We start from the raw sequence: 18,194 nt of genomic DNA, 5'->3' as shown, positions 1-18,194 counted from the left end.
GGGGGGGCCCTTGCGCGGGGGGTTCCCCCAAACCCCGCCTTTGCTTTTGTGGGGCACCCCCAAAGCGCCCTGCCCCCCCCCGGCCGCCCGAAGCGTACCCATCCACAGAAAAAAGGCCCGGAAGCCGAAGCTTCCGGGCCCTTCTTCTGTCTTCCGAACCTCAGCCTTAGCTGTGGTAGGCGCGTTCGCCGTGCTCGGAGATGTCCAGGCCTTCTTCCTCGGCGTCCGGCGAAGCGCGGATGCCCATGATCAGCTTGATGATCAGGAAGACGATGATCGAGGCGACCAGCGACCAGACGACGGTGACGCCGACGGCCTTCAGTTGCGACATCATCTGGGTTCCCAGGCTGTAAACCGCGTTGTCGCAGGTCGAGATGTCGCCGTCCTTGGCGCAGGTGGTGTAATCGACCACGCCGGCGCCGCCCCAGGCGGGGTTGACCAGCAGGCCGGTAGCCAGGGCGCCGACGATGCCGCCGATGCCGTGGATGCCGAAGGCGTCCAGGCTGTCGTCATACTTGAAGGCGTTCTTCACGACCGAGCAGAAGAAGATGCAGATCGGCGAGACGACCAGGCCCAGGACGATGGCGCCCATCGGGCCGGCGAAACCGGCGGCGGGCGTGACAGCGACCAGGCCGGCCACCAGACCCGAAGCCAGGCCCAGGGCCGACGGCTTCTTCTTGGTGACCCACTCGACGACGATCCAGGACAGACCGGCGGCGGCGGTGGCGACGAAGGTGTTGATCATGGCCAGCGAGGCGTAGCCGTTGGCTTCCAGGTTCGAACCGGCGTTGAAGCCGAACCAACCCACCCACAGCAGACCGGCGCCCACGAGGGTCAGGGTCAGGGAGTGCGGCGGCATCGGTTCCTTGCCGTAGCCCTGGCGCTTGCCCAGGATCAGGGCGCCGACCAGAGCGGCCATGCCGGCATTGATGTGCACCACGGTGCCGCCGGCGAAGTCCAGAGCGCCGAAGCCCCAGCTCAGACCGGCCTTGATCGGGTCGGTCGGGTGCAGGGCGATGGCGTCAGGACCCGGCCACCACCAGACCATGTGGGCGATCGGGTAGTAGGAGAGCAACGGCCACAGGACGGCGAACACCACCATGGCCGAGAACTTGAAGCGCTCGACCAGCGACCCGACGACCAGGGCGGCGGTGATCGCGGCGAAGGTCGACTGGAAGACGATGTAGGTGAACTCGGGGATCACGACGCCGGTCGAGAAGGTGGCGACCATGCTCGACGGGGTCACGCCCTTCAGGAACAGGCGATCAAGACCGCCGACAAACAGGTCCCACGACCCGCCGCTGGTGAAGGCGAAGCTGTAGCCCCAGAACACCCAGGCCAGGATGCCGATGATGCCGACGGTCGAGACCTGCATCATGGTCGACAGCATGTTCTTCGAGCGGACCAGGCCGCCGTAGAACAGGGCCAGGCCCGGAATGATCATCAGCAGGACGAGCAGGGACGAGACGAGCATCCAGGCGTTGTCGCCCTTGTCCATCTTGTCGGTGATGGTCGCGGCGGCGGCGGGAGCCGGAGCGACGACTGGCGCGGCGACCGGAGCCGGCGTGGCCTCGGCGGGCGCGGCGGCGGCCGGCGCGGCCTCCTGAGCGAAGGCGACGGCCCCTAGCGGAGCCCCCGCCAAGGTCGCGGCGAGCAACAGCCCGGCCAGCGGTTTGCCAAAAAGCATCTTTGTGATTTTCATCGTTGGTATCCCCTTTTCCCCGATGATTTACAGAGCGGCCGGGCCGGTTTCACCGGTCCGGATGCGAACAGCTTCCTCGACATTGAGGACGAAGATCTTGCCATCGCCGATCTTGCCCGTGGCCGCCGCGGCCTTCACGGCCTCGACCGCCTTGGCCGCCGAAGCGTCGTCGACGACGGCTTCCAGCTTCACCTTGGGCACGAAGTTCACTTGATATTCGGCGCCGCGATAGATCTCGGTTTGGCCCTTCTGACGTCCGTAGCCCTTGACCTCGGACACCGTCAGGCCCTCGACGCCGGCGGCGACTAGCGCCCCCCGGACCTCGTCGAGCTTGAAGGGTTTGACGATCGCTATGATCAGTTTCATCCGCCTTGCTCCGACCCGCCGACTTCGCGGGTTCCCCTTGAATTGGTTTTAGAGCGCGTTGCTCACTTGCACCGCGACGAAGGCTCCTAGGAGCCGTCGTCGTTTTCCCCGGCCGATGCACGCTATCGGTCGCGCTTCCGACATCACCGTCGCGCGGTAGGGTTTTGGAAACGAAAGGAAGGCGGCGCCCGAAAATTAGGCGCCGAGAGCGCGGGACGCTTGCAAAGGTGGCGTTTCGGGCGGCGATCCGGCCTCCGATCGGAGCTGTCGCGTTACCCATACAATCAGCGGCTTCAAACCAAATCCCGTCAATCCCACCGAACCCGCAGATCACGAGCCCGTGACGGGCGCAACGGAAGGTGGGGCTGGAACGCTGTTCAGGCTGGATTTCCCAGAAGGACGAGCCCGATGTTTATACGTCTTGCTACCGCCACCGCCGCCCTGGCGCTGATGTCCGGTGTTGCCGTGGCCCAGTCCACCGCGCCCCAAGCCATACCGGTCAATCCCGATTCGACCGCAGCCGCCCCGGCCGACCAGACCATGCCCGCCGCCGATCCCTCGGCCGCCACCATGACGCCGACCGATCCGACCGCCACCACCGCGCCCGCCGCGACGGGCATGGCGAGCGACACCGCCGGCCGCGTCTCGTCCATGCCGGCCGAGCAACTGGCGACGCTGAAGGCCGGCGACGCCAACGTCACCTCCAACCCGCCGGTGGCCGACACGCCCGAGAACCGCAAGCTCTACGGCAAGCCGATGTCGAACGCCGGCAAGCGCTCGGCCGCCAAGGGCAACTAGGCCTTTCGAGGGTCTCGAACTCAGCTTGAAGCGAAAGTCGGCGGGCCCTAAGGTCCGCCGACTTTTTTCTGGCCCAGATTCCAGGCGCGTTCGGACCTCATGCCCGCTGAAAAACCCCAAGAAAAGCCCAGGTCTTTCCAAAGCCTGATCCTGACACTCCATGACTATTGGAGCGCCCAGGGCTGCGTGATCCTGCAACCGCACGACGTCGAGGTGGGCGCCGGCACCCTTCACCCCGCCACAGTCCTGCGCGCCCTCGGTCCCAAGCCGTGGAACGCGGCCTATGTGCAGCCCTCACGGCGTCCGGGCGATGGCCGCTATGGCGAAAACCCCAACCGCCTGCAGCACTATTACCAGTACCAGGTGATCCTCAAGCCGAACCCGCCGAACATGCAGGACCTGTATCTCGGCTCGTTGGAAGCCATCGGCCTCGACCTGCGCATCCACGATATCCGCTTCGTCGAGGACGACTGGGAAAATCCCACCGTCGGGGCCTGGGGCCTGGGCTGGGAAGTCTGGTGCGACGGCATGGAGGTCAGCCAGTACACCTACTTCCAGCAGGTGGGCGGCCTGGACGTCTCGCCGGTGGCCGGCGAACTGACCTATGGCCTGGAGCGCCTGGCCATGTACGTATTCGGCGTCGACAACGTCTATGACCTGCCGTTCAACGACCCCGACGCGCCCCTGGGTCACCTGACCTATGGCGACGTGTTCCTGGAGAACGAGCGCCAGCAGTCGGAAGCCAATTTCCACGGCTATGACGTGGCGGTGCTCAAGTCGCAGTTCGAGCAGATGGAACAGCAGGCGCCGCTGATGCTGGCCCGCTCCTATCAGGGCAAGTCCCTGGTGCTGCCCGCCTATGACATGGTCCTCAAGGCCAGCCACCTTTTCAACCTGATGAACGCCCGCGGCGCGATCGCCGTCGCCGAGCGCGCCTCCTACATCGGCCGCATCCGCGACCTCTGTAAGATGTGCGCCAGCGCCTGGGTCGAGCAGCAGGAAGCCGCGTAGTCCGATGCCCCAACTCCTTCTCGAACTGTTCTCCGAAGAGATCCCCGCCCGCATGCAGACGCAGGCGGCCCGTGACCTGGAGCGGCTGGCGCGCGAGCACCTGGCCGCCGCCGGCTTCCTGCCCGAGGCCCTGAAGACCTTCGCCGGCCCGCGTCGCCTGACCCTGGTGGTCGAGGGGCTGCCGATCGCCCAGGCTGACCGCAAGGAAGAGCTGAAGGGCCCCCGCGTCGGCGCTCCGCCCCAGGCCCTGGAAGGCTTCCTGCGCAAGGCGGGCCTGACCCAGGACCAATTGGTGGAGCGCGACGGCGTCTGGATGGCCTTCCTCGAGAAGACCGGCCGCCCGACCCCCGACATCGTCGCCGAGATGGTGGAAGCCATCGTCCGCGGCTTCGCCTGGCCAAAGTCGATGACCTGGGGCAGCGGCAAGCTGCGCTGGGTGCGACCGTTGAAGCGCATCCTGTGCGTCTTCGATCGCGAGATCGTGCCGTTCGCCATCGAGGGTATCGAGAGCGGCGACATCACCGAGGGGCACCGCTTCATGCGCGTTGGCCAAGGCTGGGGCGGCCAGCCGTTCAAGGTTCGCGACTTCGACGAATACGCCAAAGGCTTGCTGGACCACTTCGTCGTGCTCGACGTCGAGGAGCGCAAGGCGCGCATCCTCGAGGGCTGCAAGACCCTGTGCTTCGCGCGTAATCTCGAACTGGTCGAAGACCAGGGACTTCTGGAAGAAGTCGCCGGCCTGGCCGAATGGCCGACCCCGGTGCTGGGCGACATGGATCCCGCGTTCCTCGACCTGCCGGCCGAGGTGATCCGCACCTCGATGCGCACTCACCAGAAGTATTTCGCCGTTCGCAAGCCGGGCGACAATCTCGCCATTGGGGGGCTGGCCCCGCACTTCATCACCATCGCCAATGTCCAGGCCGCCGACGGCGGCAAGGTGATCGCCGAGGGCAACGCCAAGGTACTGTCGTCGCGCCTGTCGGACGCCCGGTTCTTCTGGGACGAGGACGTCAAGGTCGGCTTCGAACCCTGGCTGGAAAAGCTGAGCGGCGTGACCTTCCACGCCAAGCTGGGCACCATGGCCGAGCGGGTCGATCGCATTGAGGCTTTGGCCCGCGAGATCGCGCCCCTGGTCGGCGCCGATCCGGACAAGGCCGCCGAGGCCGCGCGACTGGCCAAGGCCGACCTTGTGTCGCAGATGGTCGGCGAGTTCCCCGAACTGCAGGGCCTGATGGGTGGCTACTACGCCCGTGCCGCCGGCCTGGACCCCGAAATCGCCGACGCCATCCGCGACCATTACAAGCCTCAAGGCCCCGCCGACGCCGTCCCGACCGCGCCGCTCAGCGTGGCCGTGGCGCTGGCGGACAAGCTGGACACGCTGGTGGGGTTCTTCGCCATCGACGAGAAGCCGACGGGGTCGAAGGATCCATATGGCCTGCGACGTGTCGTTCTAGGCATCTTTAGAATTATCGAGGCGTCGAACGTCCCTATCGAGCTTCGCGGAAACAATCTGCTGTTCGATCAAATTCGTCGGATCAAGGGCTTCGAGAGCAAAGAGTATCTCGAATTGGCACCAGTGCTGGATGCGATCACCTTCGATTTCTTCGGAGACCGAATGGAGGTCTTGCTGAAGGATCGCGGAATTGGGATCGACGTCGTTCGAGCAGCGCTGAGCCAAACTCAAAGCGGGTTCAAGCCAATTGACCTCGTCGCCCGGGTCGAGGCGCTGGACGGGTTCCTCAAGACCGACGACGGCAAGAACCTTCTCGCCGGCTACAAGCGCGCCTCCAACATCCTCAAGGCCGAGGAGAAGAAGGGCTGGAAGGCGCAGGGCGACCGCGACCTGCTGGACGACGCCTCCGCGCCGGAAGTGCAGCTGCACGACGCCCTGCGCCTGGTCGAACCTGCCCTGGCCACGGCCCTGGCGCGCGAGGACTTCACCGCCGCCATGCAGGAACTGGCCGGCCTGCGCGGTCCGGTCGACGCCTTCCTCGACGGCGTGTTCGTCAATTCCGAGGTCGCCGCCGAGCGCGACAACCGGCTGAAGACGCTGGCCGCCGTGCGGGACGCCATGGGCAAGGTGGCCGACTTCTCGCTGGTTGGCGGGTAGATCAACTCACCTGGCAGCCGTCAGCCCGGGCATTGCGCCCGGAACAAGGTTTGAGAGGGTTTAGGCGCGGCGCCGCGCCGGGGTTTCGCGCTCGCCGCCGCTGGTGCGGAACTGGCTGACCAGCGACACCAACTGCGCCGTCTCGCCCTTCAGCGAATGAGTCGCGGCGGTGGCCTGTTCGACCATGGCGGCGTTCTGCTGCACCACCTGGTCCATGTGGTTGACCGCGATATTGACCTCGTTAAGGCCCGAGGCCTGTTCCTGGCTGGAGGCCGAGATGCCGCGCACAAGGTCGTCGATGGCGGCGACGCGGCCAACGATGCGGCTGAGCGCTTCGCCGGTCTGGCCCACCAGATCGACGCCGGCCCCGACCTGCTGCGAGGAGGTCGAGATCAGGGTCTTGATCTCCTTGGCCGCCTCGGCCGAGCGTTGAGCCAGGGCCCGCACTTCCTGGGCCACGACCGCGAAGCCGCGACCGGCGTCGCCAGCCCGGGCGGCTTCGACGCCGGCGTTCAGCGCCAGCAGGTTGGTCTGGAAGGCGATCTCGTCGATCACGCCAATGATCTGGGTGATCTGGCGCGAGCTGTCCTCGATCGCGCCCATGGCCTTGACGGCCTGACCGACCACCTCGCCGGAGCGTTCGGCTTCGGTGCGGGCCGAGGACACCTCGACGGTGGCGCGCTGGGCGCCGTCGGCGGTCTGGCGCACGGTGGCGGCGATCTCGTCGAGGGCGGCTGCGGTTTCCTCCAGGCTGGCGGCCTGCTGCTCGGTGCGGCGCGACAGGTCGTTGGAGGCGTGGGCAATCTCATCGGTGCCGGAACCGATCTGGCCGGCCACGTCGGAGATGGTGCGGATGGCCTCTTCCAGCCCGGTGGCGGCGGCGTTGAAGTCGCTCTTGAGGGCGGCGTAGTCGCTGGCCACCTGAGCGGCGATGCGGGTCGACAGGTCGCCGCTGGCCAGGCTGGACAGGCCCTTGGCCATGATCTCGACGACGGCCTGTTGTTCGCGGCCGGCTAGTTCGAAGGCGGCCTCCATGTCCTTGAGCTTCTTGTCCAGTTCCTGCTGGAAGCCGGCGGCCTGGACCTCGAGACGGGCCCGCTCCAGGCCCGACTGGCGGAACACCTGGACGCTCTTGGCCATCTCGCCGATCTCGTCGGCGCGGTCCGCGCCCGAGACGGTGATGTCGTTCTGGCCCGCCGCCATGCGACGCATGTCGCCAGCCAGTTCCAGCACGGGGCGGACGATGGCGGCGCGCGACATGACGATCAGGATGGCGGCGAAGATGATGCCCGCCAGCACGGCGGCGCTCATCAGGATCTCTGAGAAGGCGCCGACCTTCTGGGCGCGCTGGGTCGAGGCGTTCGAGGCCGCCTCGATCTTGTCCGAAGCGCTGTTCATCGCGCCTTCCAGCGTGGTGAACTGCGTCATAAAGCCCGGCATGGCCGCGATGGCTTGCACGCGATCGGCGCCGGCCAGGGCGACCATCTGGGTCGCCGACTTGACATAGGTGTCGAGCGGAGCCTTCAGATCGGCCAAGGCCGCGCGACTGGCCGGATCGGTGGCCAGGGCGTCATTGTCGGCGATCGCCTTGCGGAAGATCGCGGTGTGCTCGGTGAGATCCTTGCGGACGTCGGCGATCTGGATGCCCGATCCCGCGTCACCGGCCAATTGGCTCGACAGGACGTCGGCGCGCAGGGCGTCGTGCATCATGTCGGCCTCCATATGGTTGCGCAGGACTCCAGCCGACGCGTTGGCTTCTCGCAGCGCGTCGTCCAGCCGCGTGGTGGACCATAGGCCCGCGCCCGCGCCGGCCGTGCACAGCACCATGACAGCCGCGCCCGCGGCTATCACCTTTTGGTTGATCGTCCGAAGCATTTCGAGGTTCCGCATCCTTGTGAGATCCGGAATACCTTCAGCTAGTTAGATTAACGACATCTTCAAAGGCGTCGAGTCCCACCTATAATGTTGGTAAATGTCGGCGAATGAGACAAAAAGCCGCGCCTCTGGAATTTAACAGGCGGTTCAAGCCTCAGGTCTATTTTGAATGATTGAAACGGGGCCTCGCCATGAGTTTATTTAGACCTATACTACGTGGCGTAGCATGGTTCTCTGCTGCGCTGTTCATGGCGGGGGCGGGGGCGGGGCCGTCGGCGATGGCGCAAACGGTTGCTAGACAAGGCGCATGGTCCCACGAGGTGACCTATACCGCCGACGTCACCGGCGCCGTGAAGGGCGGCGCGGCGCGCGCGGGCAAGGCGCTGGACAATCTTGACGTGATCCTCGATGGCGACCTGGAAAAGCTCGTGGGTTGGCGCGGTGCAACCCTTCACGCCTACCTGCTAAACAACAGCGGCGGCGCGCCCAACGACGTGGCGGGCACGCTGCAGGGCATCGACAATATCGAGGTCGGTCGGCCCCGGACTCGGCTCTACGAGCTTTGGCTGAAGACTGGCTTCGCCGATGGCAAGGGATCGGCCCTGACGGGTCTCTACGACCTCAACAGCGAGTTCTATTCGACCGAGGCCTCGGGCCTGCTTCTGGCCCCGCCGTTCGGGATCGGCTCGGAGTTCGCGTCCACCGGTCCCAATGGTCCGTCGATCTTTCCGTCCACAGCCCTGGCCGTGCGGGTGCGGCTTGAGGGCGAGCAAGGACGCTATGTCCAGGCCGCCGCGCTGAACGCCGAGGCCGGCACGGTGGGTGATCCCGAGGGGCCGTCCACGAAGTTCGACAACGGCGCGATCCTGATTGCCGAAGCGGGGATCGGCGCCAGTTGGCGTGTCGCGGCCGGCGCCTGGTTCTATACCCGCCGCCAACCGGACCTGCGTAACCTGGACATCAACGGTGACCCGGCCCTCAGCAAGGCCCACGGCGGCTACGTGCTGGCGGAATATCCGTTCGTCGACGGCGGAGAGACTGGCCGGTCGGTTCGCGGCTTCGCCCGCATCGGCCTGTCGGATGGCGACACCACCCCGTTCAACTCGGGTTGGCAGGCAGGTGTGCTGGTGGAACGGGTCTTCGCCTCGCGCCCTGACAGCGCCTTCTCGGTGGGGATGGAGCAGGGGAGGCTGTCGACGAAGCAACGCGACAACACTCACGACCAAGGCCTCGTCCCGGCCGACGCAGAATCGAGCCTTGAGATCACCTATTCCGACAAGATCGCGCCGCGAATCACCCTGCAGCCCGACCTGCAGGTCATTCGCCGGGCCGGCGGCGATCGCGGCGCCGCGAACGTGGTGGTGATGGCGCTGCGCATGACGGTCACCCTGTTCTAGCGGTGACTCCATTCCGCAGACTCACATCTGTTTTCGAGACGCCGGGCCGACGCGCAAAACTCAATCAGGACAACGTTGTCATTGGAAGAATTTGCCGAAATTTCCGTTTAGACTGCGTTATGCAAACCGCCGGTGGACGCGTTCTTTGACAAGATGCTAGTGAACGCCCGGATATTGCAGTGCGGGATGGGCGTTTACGCTTTTTGTCCCAGGCCAGGACGGTTCCGATAGAGGATCGCCGGTTATTTTCACTTATCGCAGGGTGAACCAGAGATGCCGGTTGATACGCTGACCAAGACGCAGTGGGTCTATTCGTTCGGAGGAGGCGGCGCGGACGGCGACGCCAAGATGAAGAACTTGCTGGGGGGCAAGGGCGCCAATCTCGCCGAGATGTCGTCCCTGGGTCTGCCTGTGCCGCCAGGCTTCACGGTGACGACCGAGGCCTGCGTCCACTACTACGCCAACGGCAAGCAGTATCCAGGCGAGCTGACAGATCAGCTCAACGCCGGTCTCGCGACGGTGGAAAAGCTCACGGGCAAGAGCTTCGGCGACGTGAAGAACCCGCTCCTGGTCTCGGTGCGCTCGGGCGCGCGCGCCTCGATGCCGGGCATGATGGACACCGTCCTCAACCTGGGCCTGAACGACGAGACCGTCGAGGGCCTGGCCATCCTGTCGGGCGATCGCCGCTTCGCCTATGACAGCTATCGCCGCTTCATCCAGATGTACTCGAACGTGGTGCTCGACCTGGAGCACCACCTGTTCGAGGAGATCCTCGATGACCACAAGGACCGTCTGGACATCAGGGTCGACACCGCTCTGACCGCCGATGACTGGGCCGCAGTGATCAAGGACTACAAGGCCGCCGTGCACGACGCGCTTGGCAAGCCCTTCCCGCAGGATGTCCAGGAGCAGCTATGGGGCGCGATCGGCGCGGTGTTCGCCAGTTGGATGAACGACAGGGCCAAGTTCTATCGCCGCATGCACGACATCCCCGAGGCCTGGGGTACAGCCGTCAACATCCAGTCGATGGTGTTTGGCAACATGGGCGAGACCTCGGCCACCGGCGTGGCCTTCACCCGCAACCCGTCGAACGGCGACGCGCGCCTGTATGGCGAGTTCCTGATCAACGCCCAGGGCGAGGACGTGGTGGCCGGCATCCGCACGCCGCAGTCCCTGACCAAGGCAGCCCGCGAGGAGATGGGCGACACCGCCCCCTCGATGGAAGAGGCCATGCCGACCGTCTTCCAGCAGTTCAAGACCGTGGTCGAGACGCTGGAGCGCCACTATCGCGACATGCAGGACATCGAGTTCACGGTGGAGCAGGGCACGCTCTACATGCTGCAAACCCGCAGCGGCAAGCGCACGGCCAAGGCGGCGCTGAAGATCGCCGTCGACATGGCCGCCGAGGGCGTGATCTCACGCGACGAGGCGATCAACCGGGTCGAGCCGGCTTCGCTGGACCAACTGCTGCACCCGACCATTGACCCGACCGCCCATCGCGACGTGATCGCCAAGGGCTTGCCGGCCTCGCCGGGCGCGGCCACCGGCAAGATCGTCTTCGACAGCGCCGCCGCAGAAAAGGCCGCCGCCGCCGGTGAGAGCGTCATCCTGGTGCGCGAGGAAACCTCGCCCGAAGACATCCACGGCATGCACGCTGCCCGGGGCATCATCACCGCCCGGGGCGGCATGACCAGCCACGCCGCCGTCGTTGCGCGCGGCATGGGCCGGGCCTGTGTCTCCGGCGCTGGCGAGGTCGGCATCTTCCCTAAGGAGGCTCTGTTCCGGGTGCGCGGCCGCGAGTTCAAGGCCGGCGAGATCATCACCATCGACGGTTCGACCGGCGAAATCCTCAGCGGTTCGCCCAAGATGATCGAGCCGGAGCTGACCGGCGACTTCGCCACCCTGATGGTGTGGGCCGACGCCGCCCGCCGCATGAAGGTGCGCGCCAACGCCGAGACCCCGCTCGACGCCAAGACGGCCCGCCAGTTCGGCGCCGAGGGCATCGGCCTGTGCCGCACCGAGCACATGTTCTTCGACGACACCCGGATCGCCGCCGTTCGCGAGATGATCCTGGCCGATGACGAGGCCGGCCGTCGCGCCGCCCTGGCCAAGATCGCGCCCTTCCAGAAGGCCGATTTCGTCGAGCTGTTCACGATCATGGAAGGCCTGCCGGTCACCATCCGCCTGCTCGATCCGCCGCTGCACGAGTTCCTTCCGCATACGGAAGAAGACGTCGTGGCGGTGGCCAAGGCCACCGGCCTGGACGCCGGTAAGCTGATGCAGCGGGCCAAGGAGCTGCATGAGACCAACCCCATGCTGGGCCATCGCGGCTGCCGTCTTGGCGTCTCCTATCCCGAGATCTACGAGATGCAGGTCCGGGCGATCATTGAGGCGGCCTGCGACATCGCCCGAGATGGGGCCAAGTCGGGCAAGACCGCGCCGATCCCCGAGATCATGCACCCGCTGGTCGCCAAGGGCGAGGAGATGAAGTACCTGCGCGACCTGACCGACCGTACCGCCAAGGCCGTGCTGGAAGAGCAGGGGATGACCATCGTCTACACGGTCGGCACCATGATCGAGCTGCCGCGCGCCGCCCTGCGGGCCGGCGACCTGGCCGCCAACGCCGAATTCTTCAGCTTCGGCACCAACGACCTGACCCAGACCACTTTCGGCATCAGCCGCGACGACGCCGGCAAGTTCCTGGGCGCCTATATCGACAAGGGCATCTTCGACAAGGACCCCTTCGTCTCGCTCGACCAGGAAGGCGTCGGTGACTTGATCCGCATCGCCGCCGAACGCGGTCGCGCGGCCCGTCCGGGGATCAAGATGGGCATCTGCGGCGAACACGGCGGCGATCCGGCCTCGATCACCTTCTGCGAAAGCGTGGGCCTGGACTACGTTTCCTGCTCGCCCTACCGCGTGCCGATCGCCCGGTTGGCGGCGGCGCAAGCGGCGCTGGCGAACAAGGGGTAGTTCACCTCAACCCTTCATCCCCCCCTGTTCGGGAGATGAAGGGCGTGGGTTACTTCGTTGCGATCATCTCCGAACTCCGTCATCCCTGTGAAAACCTGGGCGAGGAAGCGGTGATGACGCGGATGATGATCGCAGGCCTGCTGTTGGTCGCCACCCCAACCTTCGCCCAGACCCCAGGCGCCCTCGACCTCCCGCTCTCCATCGACCTCGCCCGCGCCGCCGTCGACGCCTGCGCCGCCAAGGGCCTGCCGGTCAGCGCCAGCGTGGTCGATGACAAGGGCAACCCGCTCGTCGTGCTGCGGTCGCCCGCCAGCCAAAAGCCGCCGATCGCCGCGCCGCGCAAGGCGGCGACCGCCGTGCAGTTCGATGCTCCTGGCTCCGAGATGGAGCCGCGCCAGAAAGCCGACCCCGCCTTCGCCGCCCTGATCGCCGCCGAGCCCGATCGCCTCAATCCGCACGGCGGCTCGCTGCCGCTGCACATCGACGGCAAGCTGGTCGGCGGCCTGGCCGTGGCCGACACCACCCATGAGGCGGCCGACGCCTGCGCGCGTGTGGCGCTGGCGAAGTTTGGTGACCGGTTGAACTAGGGCTTCACCCCCGCCCTCTCGCTCCACAGGTCCAAATCGCTCTCACGCCCGATCAGCGCCAGCCCTGAAGCGATGGACTCAAACTCCCCGCCGCTCTCGATCTTCGCCTCGCCGAACCGGCGCAGGAAGATGTCGCGCACCGCTGGCACGAACGAACTGCCGCCGGTCAGGAAGACGCGGTCCACGCCGTCGGGACCCAGGCCCGAACGCGCCAGCGCCTGATCAACGGCGCCTTCGATGGCCTTGAGCTCCGGGGCGATCCAGCCTTCGAAGTCCGACCGCTTCACCGCCTTCTCGATCAGCACCGAGCCGGCCTCGAAGCGGAACGTCGCCTCGTCATGGCTCGACAGCGCCTCCTTCAGCGCCGACACAGCGCGGTAGAGGGCGTAGCCGTGGTTGTCGTCCAGCACCTCGATCAGCCGGGCGATCTTTTCCGGCTCCATGGCCGTGCGCTCCAGGGCGCGGATGTCGCGCATGTCCTTGGAGGCCCGCAGCAGGGCCAACTGATCCCATCGGGCGAAGGCGGTGTAATAGCGTTGCGGGATCGGCAAGCGGTTGTCGAACGCGCGATAAAGGCTGCCCTTGCCCAGTTCTGGCGAGACCAGATGGTCAATAATCCGGTAATCGAAGGCGTCGCCGGCCACGCCGACGCCCGAGCGGGCGAGGGCCGTGGAGCGCAATGCTCCTCCGGACCGCTCGAACCGCACGATCGAGAAGTCGCTGGTGCCGCCGCCAAAGTCGGCAACCAGCACGGTGGCGTCCTGCGTCAGTTGGCGGGCGAAGAAGAACGCCGCCCCGACCGGCTCATAGGCATAGCGGATGTCGGTAAAGCCCAGGCGCGCAAAGGCCGCCTCGTAGCGCTGCAGGGCCAGGGCCTCGTTGGGGTTGCCACCGGCGAAGGTCACGGGCCGGCCGACGATGACGCGGGCGGGCAGGGCGGCCATGGCCGCGCCGCCGTGCTCCTTGAGCTTCAGCAGGAAGGCGGCCAGCAGGTCCTCGAACAGATAGCGCTTGCTGAGGATCTTGGTCTCGGTGAAGGCGGCGCTGGCGGCGAAGGTCTTGAACGACTGGATGAACCGGGTCTCCAGCGGGTCCTCGACATAGGCCTCGATGGCCCAGGGGCCGGCCTCGACCACTCGTTCGTTCGGGCGCCCGTCGGTTCCCATCACCGCATGGAAACTCAAGGCCGAGCGGAAGGCGAAGATGTCGCCGTCCGTGGTCGGGAACCGCACCAGCGTGGCGGGTCCATCGCCCTGGGTCATCGAGACCACGGTGTTGGTCGTGCCGAAGTCGATACCGATCGTCGGGCCGATCGCCGGCGGGGAGGCGGACGTCATGGAGGGGAGCCTGGGCGGGAGGAGGCAGGGTTCCTAAACCCCCAGGCGCGCACGTCAAGCGTGGGCGCATGTTTGGGTCCGCAAACCGTTGAGACACATCGCTTTGATCGCGGCTTGGATAGCCCCCAGCATCCTCGCGATTGACTCGCTCGCCCGCCTCCTGTCGAAACGGCCCTCAACAGGAGGGCTCCGGCCTTGGAAGATTTCGACGTCGTGGTGCTGGGCGCCGGCGCGGCCGGCATGATGTGCGCTATCGAGGCGGGCAAGCGCGGGCGCCGGGTTTTGGTGCTCGACCACGCCAAGGCCCCGGGCGAGAAGATCCGCATCAGCGGGGGCGGGCGCTGCAACTTCACCAACGTCAACACCGCGCCGGCCAACTTCCTGTCGGCCAATCCGAAGTTCTGCGTCTCGGCCCTGCGCCGCTACCGGCCGTCCGACTTCATCGCGCTCGTTCAGAAGTACGACATCGCCTTCCACGAGAAGGCGCTGGGCCAGCTGTTCTGCGACGGCTCGGCCAAGCAGGTCATAGACATGCTGCTGACCGAGATGGACAGGGCTGGGGTCACACTGCGGATCGAGACCGAGATCAAGGGCGTGGCCCGGGAGGAGGGCGGCTACGTGGTGAGCACTTCGCGCGGTCCGATGCGTTGCGCCTCGCTGGTGGTCGCCACCGGCGGCAAGTCGATCCCGAAGATGGGCGCCACGGGCCTGGGCTACGACCTGGCCCAGCAGTTCGGCCTGGCGATCGTCGAAACCCGGCCAGCGCTGGTGCCCCTGACCTTCGAGGTCAAGACCCTGGAGCGCCTGGCTCCGCTGTCGGGCGTGGCGCTGGACGCCGTCGTGACCAGCGGCAGGACGAGGTTCGCCGAGGCCATGCTGTTCACTCATCGCGGCCTGTCGGGGCCTTCGATTCTGCAGGTTTCGTCCTACTGGCGCGAAGGCGGCGAGATCAGCGTCGACATGGCGCCGGGCGCCGACGTGTTCGCGATGCTGAAGACCGCCCGCACCGCTACCCCCAAACGGGCCCTGGCGACGGTGCTGTCGGAGCTGTTGCCCAAGCGCCTGGCCCAACTGATCGCCGAGGACGCTGGGGCCTATGGCAATCTGGCCGACTGCTCGGATGTGCTGCTGCGCGGCGTGGCCGCCACGGTCAACGCCTGGACGTTCAAGCCGGTGGGGTCGGAGGGCTATCGCACGGCGGAAGTCACGCTGGGCGGGGTCGATACCGACGGGCTGGACTCGCGGTCGATGGAGGCCAAGGCGGCGCCAGGGCTCTATTTCATCGGTGAGGTGGTGGACGTCACCGGCTGGCTAGGCGGGTATAATTTCCAGTGGGCCTGGGCGTCGGGCTGGTGCGCGGGGCAGGCGGTTTAGAAAGTCCTCCCCCTGTGGGGCAGGTGTCGCTCAATGGGCGACGGAGGGGGGAGTGATCGGCCGCCAGCCTTGGCCCGGATCGACCCTAAAACTCCCCCACCGATCGCTGCGCGATCGCCTCCCCCCACAGGGGGAGGACTTCGGATCACTACTTTTTCTTGAACGGCGCCTTAGCGCCGGCCGGCTTCTTGCCGAAGGCGGGCTTGGCGCCAAACGCCGGCTTGTCACCGAACGCGGCCCCACTCTTAAAGGCATTGGGGGCCTTGAAGGGCTTGGGACCCTTGAACGGCTTGGCGGGGCCGTCATTGCTCTTGCCGGCATAGGGCTTGCCGCCCGTCGCGCCGTCGCGGGGACGGGCGACGTAGGGGGCCTTGGCCGGCTTGGCTTCCGGATCATAGGGCACGCTCTCGCGGGCTTCACGCGGGGCGCGGCGCGGGGCCGGGCCTTCGTTCAGCGGCGAATAGGCCTTGGGAGCCTCGTCGCGCGGGGCGCGGGGCTTGAAGTCGCGCGGGGCCTCGTCGCGGGCGGCCGGGCGCGGCTTGAAATCACGCTTGGGGCCGTCGTCACGGGGTTTGTAGTCGCGCTTGGGCTCTTCGCCGCGCGCATAGGGCCTGGCGTTCGAAACGCCGTCGGCGCTGTAGGACGACGGACGCGGCGAGCTGTCGCGCGAGCCAGGGGCGTTGGCGCGTGGCGCACGGGGGGCGTCGTCCCGTGGCGGACGCGGGCTGTATTCGCGACGCGGGCCGTCGTTGTCGTCGCGCGGCGGACGCGGCGCGTATTCCTTGCGCGGACCGGAAGCATCACGGGCGGCCGGGGCCGTGGTCGGGGTGATGGTCACGTCGTCGCGCACGGTGTTCTGGACGGCGGCGCCGAACTTCACTTCCGCCTCGGCCGAGATCTCGAATTTGGTATCGTAGTCAAAGATCCGGATCGAGCCGATGTCCTTCTTGGTGATGTGGCCCAGGCGGCAGATCAGCGGGATCAGCCACTTGGGATCGGCGTTGTTGCGACGGCCGGTATTGAGGCGGAACCAGGCCGAATTGGCCATGTCGGCGCGCGGCTCGCGCTCGGGACGGTCGCCGTCGTCGCGCGAACCCCCATCCCGCGAACCGAAGTCGCGCGGGGCGCGGTCGGCGAAGCGGTCGGCGGCGTCGTTGGAGCGCGGGCCGGCGTCGCGCGAGCCCGTTTCTCGGCTACGGGGGCCCGGATCGGCGCCGTGGCGCGGGTCGTCATAGATCTCTTCCGGAGCCGGCAGCTTGGCCCGGCGGGTGCGGATGAGGGCCGAGGCGATCTCGATCGGCGTGCGCTTGGCCAGCATGGCCTCGGCCAGGGGGGCGTCTTCTTCCATCGACGGTTCGTCGAAGATCGGGTCGTCGAGCAGGCGCTCGGTGTCCTTCAGGCGGATCTCGTCGGCGGTCGGGGCGCCGCCCCAATGGCCTTCAACGCCGGCGGCCATCAGCAACTGCTCGGCCTTGCGGCGACGGGTATAGGGCACGACGAGCGCCGAGACGCCCTTCTTGCCGGCCCGGCCGGTGCGGCCCGAACGGTGCAGCAGGGTGGCCTTGTTGACCGGGATTTCGGCATGGATCACCAGGCCCAGGTCGGGCAGGTCCAAACCGCGGGCGGCGACGTCGGTGGCGACGCAGACGCGGGCATGGCCGTCGCGCAGGGCCTGCAGGGCGTCGGCGCGTTCGCGTTGCGAAAGTTCACCCGACAGCCCGACCACGGCGAAGCCGCGCTCGCGCAGCTTGGAGTGCAGGGCGCGGACGCTTTCGCGGGTGTTGCAGAACACCAGGGCGCCGGGGCTTTCGAAATAGCGCAGCAGGTTGACGACCGCGTGCTCGATCTCGTTGGGCGCCACGCGGACGGCGCGGTATTCGATGTCTCGGTGCGGCTCGTTGCGTCCGACCGTGTCGATGCGCAGGGCGTCGTTCTGATAGCTCTTGGCCAGTTGCACGATTTCGCGCGCCAGGGTGGCCGAGAACAGTAGGGTGCGGCGCTCGCTCGGCGCGGCGTCGAGGATGAATTCCAGGTCCTCGCGGAAGCCCATGTCGAGCATCTCGTCGGCCTCGTCGAGGACGGCGACCTTCAGCTCGGACAGGTCCAGGTGGCCGCGCTCGATGTGGTCGCGCAGGCGGCCGGGGGTGCCGACCACGATATGGGCGCCAAAGTTCAGGGCGCGCTGCTCGCGGCGAGCGTCCATGCCGCCCACGCAGTTGACGACCACGGCGCCGGCGTCGGCATAGAGCCAGGCCAGTTCGCGATTAACCTGGATGGCCAGTTCGCGGGTCGGGGCGATGACCAGACACATCGGCAGGCCGGCCTTGCCGAACTTTTCGGCGTCGCCCAGCAGGGTGGTGGCGGCGGCGAGACCGAAGGCGACAGTCTTGCCCGAGCCGGTTTGGGCGCTGACCAGCAGGTCGCGGCCGACGGCGCCCTCTTCCAGCACAGCGGCCTGGACGGGGGTGGGCTCAAGGTAACCTTGAGCGGCAAGAGCCCGCTCAAGAGCGGGGTGGGAGGCGGGGAAGGGCATACAGGTCCAGTTCGTTTCAAGCGAACGGCGCACACACAAAGCGCGCGGCTCGCACCACGACCAAATACGACCCCCAAGCGGACCGTGTTCTTGGTCAATAATCTTTAAAGAATAGACCGTTTTCGTCCGGA

General features: G+C 66.9%; 12 protein-coding genes. 7 read left to right on the top strand and 5 right to left on the bottom strand.

Features of this window, described 5'->3' with window-relative positions:
* Positions 1-166 precede the first annotated feature (166 nt).
* Positions 167-1,702 carry an ammonium transporter gene (locus tag ACP7AG_RS12020; protein ID WP_426031009.1) on the bottom strand — a complete coding sequence of 512 codons (1,536 nt, stop codon included), beginning with the start codon at positions 1,700-1,702 and terminating at the stop codon, positions 167-169.
* Between the two features lie 27 nt (positions 1,703-1,729).
* Entirely contained in the window at positions 1,730-2,068 is a 339-nt protein-coding gene (locus ACP7AG_RS12015) for a P-II family nitrogen regulator (RefSeq protein WP_426031007.1), read from the bottom strand.
* A gap of 408 nt (positions 2,069-2,476) precedes the next feature.
* Between ACP7AG_RS12015 and ACP7AG_RS12010 the strand changes: the two genes are divergently transcribed.
* From ACP7AG_RS12010 to glyS, 3 genes are all read left to right on the top strand, one after another.
* Positions 2,477-2,866: a hypothetical protein gene (locus ACP7AG_RS12010; RefSeq protein WP_426031005.1), complete on the top strand. Its 390-nt coding sequence runs from the start codon at positions 2,477-2,479 to the stop codon at positions 2,864-2,866.
* A 99-nt stretch (positions 2,867-2,965) separates the two neighbouring features.
* Positions 2,966-3,877 carry a glycine--tRNA ligase subunit alpha gene (locus ACP7AG_RS12005; protein WP_426031003.1) on the top strand — a complete coding sequence of 304 codons (912 nt, stop codon included), beginning with the start codon at positions 2,966-2,968 and terminating at the stop codon, positions 3,875-3,877.
* A 4-nt stretch (positions 3,878-3,881) separates the two neighbouring features.
* On the top strand, positions 3,882-5,987 hold the full coding sequence (glyS, locus tag ACP7AG_RS12000) for a glycine--tRNA ligase subunit beta (protein WP_426031001.1): 2,106 nt from the start codon (positions 3,882-3,884) through the stop codon (positions 5,985-5,987).
* 60 nt (positions 5,988-6,047) lie between these two features.
* Here glyS and ACP7AG_RS11995 read toward each other — a convergent pair whose 3' ends face one another.
* Positions 6,048-7,862, bottom strand: coding sequence for a methyl-accepting chemotaxis protein (locus tag ACP7AG_RS11995; RefSeq protein WP_426030999.1), 1,815 nt, complete (start codon positions 7,860-7,862; stop codon positions 6,048-6,050).
* Between the two features lie 320 nt (positions 7,863-8,182).
* Between ACP7AG_RS11995 and ACP7AG_RS11990 the strand changes: the two genes are divergently transcribed.
* The 3 genes from ACP7AG_RS11990 to ACP7AG_RS11980 all read left to right on the top strand — a co-directional run bounded on the left by ACP7AG_RS11990 (position 8,183) and on the right by ACP7AG_RS11980 (position 12,819).
* Positions 8,183-9,259, top strand: a complete 1,077-nt coding sequence (locus ACP7AG_RS11990; protein WP_426011590.1) for a carbohydrate porin — start codon at positions 8,183-8,185, stop codon at positions 9,257-9,259.
* A gap of 273 nt (positions 9,260-9,532) precedes the next feature.
* Complete coding sequence (ppdK, locus tag ACP7AG_RS11985; RefSeq protein ID WP_426030997.1) at positions 9,533-12,232, top strand: pyruvate, phosphate dikinase; 2,700 nt, start codon at positions 9,533-9,535, stop codon at positions 12,230-12,232.
* A gap of 44 nt (positions 12,233-12,276) precedes the next feature.
* Complete coding sequence (locus tag ACP7AG_RS11980; protein ID WP_426030995.1) at positions 12,277-12,819, top strand: GlcG/HbpS family heme-binding protein; 543 nt, start codon at positions 12,277-12,279, stop codon at positions 12,817-12,819.
* Here ACP7AG_RS11980 and ACP7AG_RS11975 read toward each other — a convergent pair.
* Positions 12,816-14,156 (bottom strand): Hsp70 family protein, encoded by a 1,341-nt coding sequence (locus ACP7AG_RS11975; protein ID WP_426030993.1) that lies wholly within the window; start codon positions 14,154-14,156, stop codon positions 12,816-12,818. The genes ACP7AG_RS11980 and ACP7AG_RS11975 overlap by 4 nt on opposite strands.
* A gap of 195 nt (positions 14,157-14,351) precedes the next feature.
* Here ACP7AG_RS11975 and ACP7AG_RS11970 point away from each other — a divergent pair, with 195 nt between their 5' ends.
* Entirely contained in the window at positions 14,352-15,530 is a 1,179-nt protein-coding gene (locus tag ACP7AG_RS11970; protein WP_426030991.1) for an NAD(P)/FAD-dependent oxidoreductase, read from the top strand.
* 148 nt (positions 15,531-15,678) lie between these two features.
* On the opposite strand, the gene ACP7AG_RS11965 is transcribed toward ACP7AG_RS11970, so the two are convergent.
* The gene (locus ACP7AG_RS11965) at positions 15,679-18,063 is read right to left on the bottom strand and encodes a DEAD/DEAH box helicase (protein WP_426011585.1); all 2,385 of its coding nucleotides are present in this window, start codon (positions 18,061-18,063) and stop codon (positions 15,679-15,681) included.
* Positions 18,064-18,194 lie beyond the last annotated feature (131 nt).

The organism is Caulobacter sp. DWP3-1-3b2, from assembly GCF_049896325.1.
GTDB lineage: Bacteria > Pseudomonadota > Alphaproteobacteria > Caulobacterales > Caulobacteraceae > Caulobacter.
This window is presented reverse-complemented; position numbering and strand designations above follow the sequence as displayed.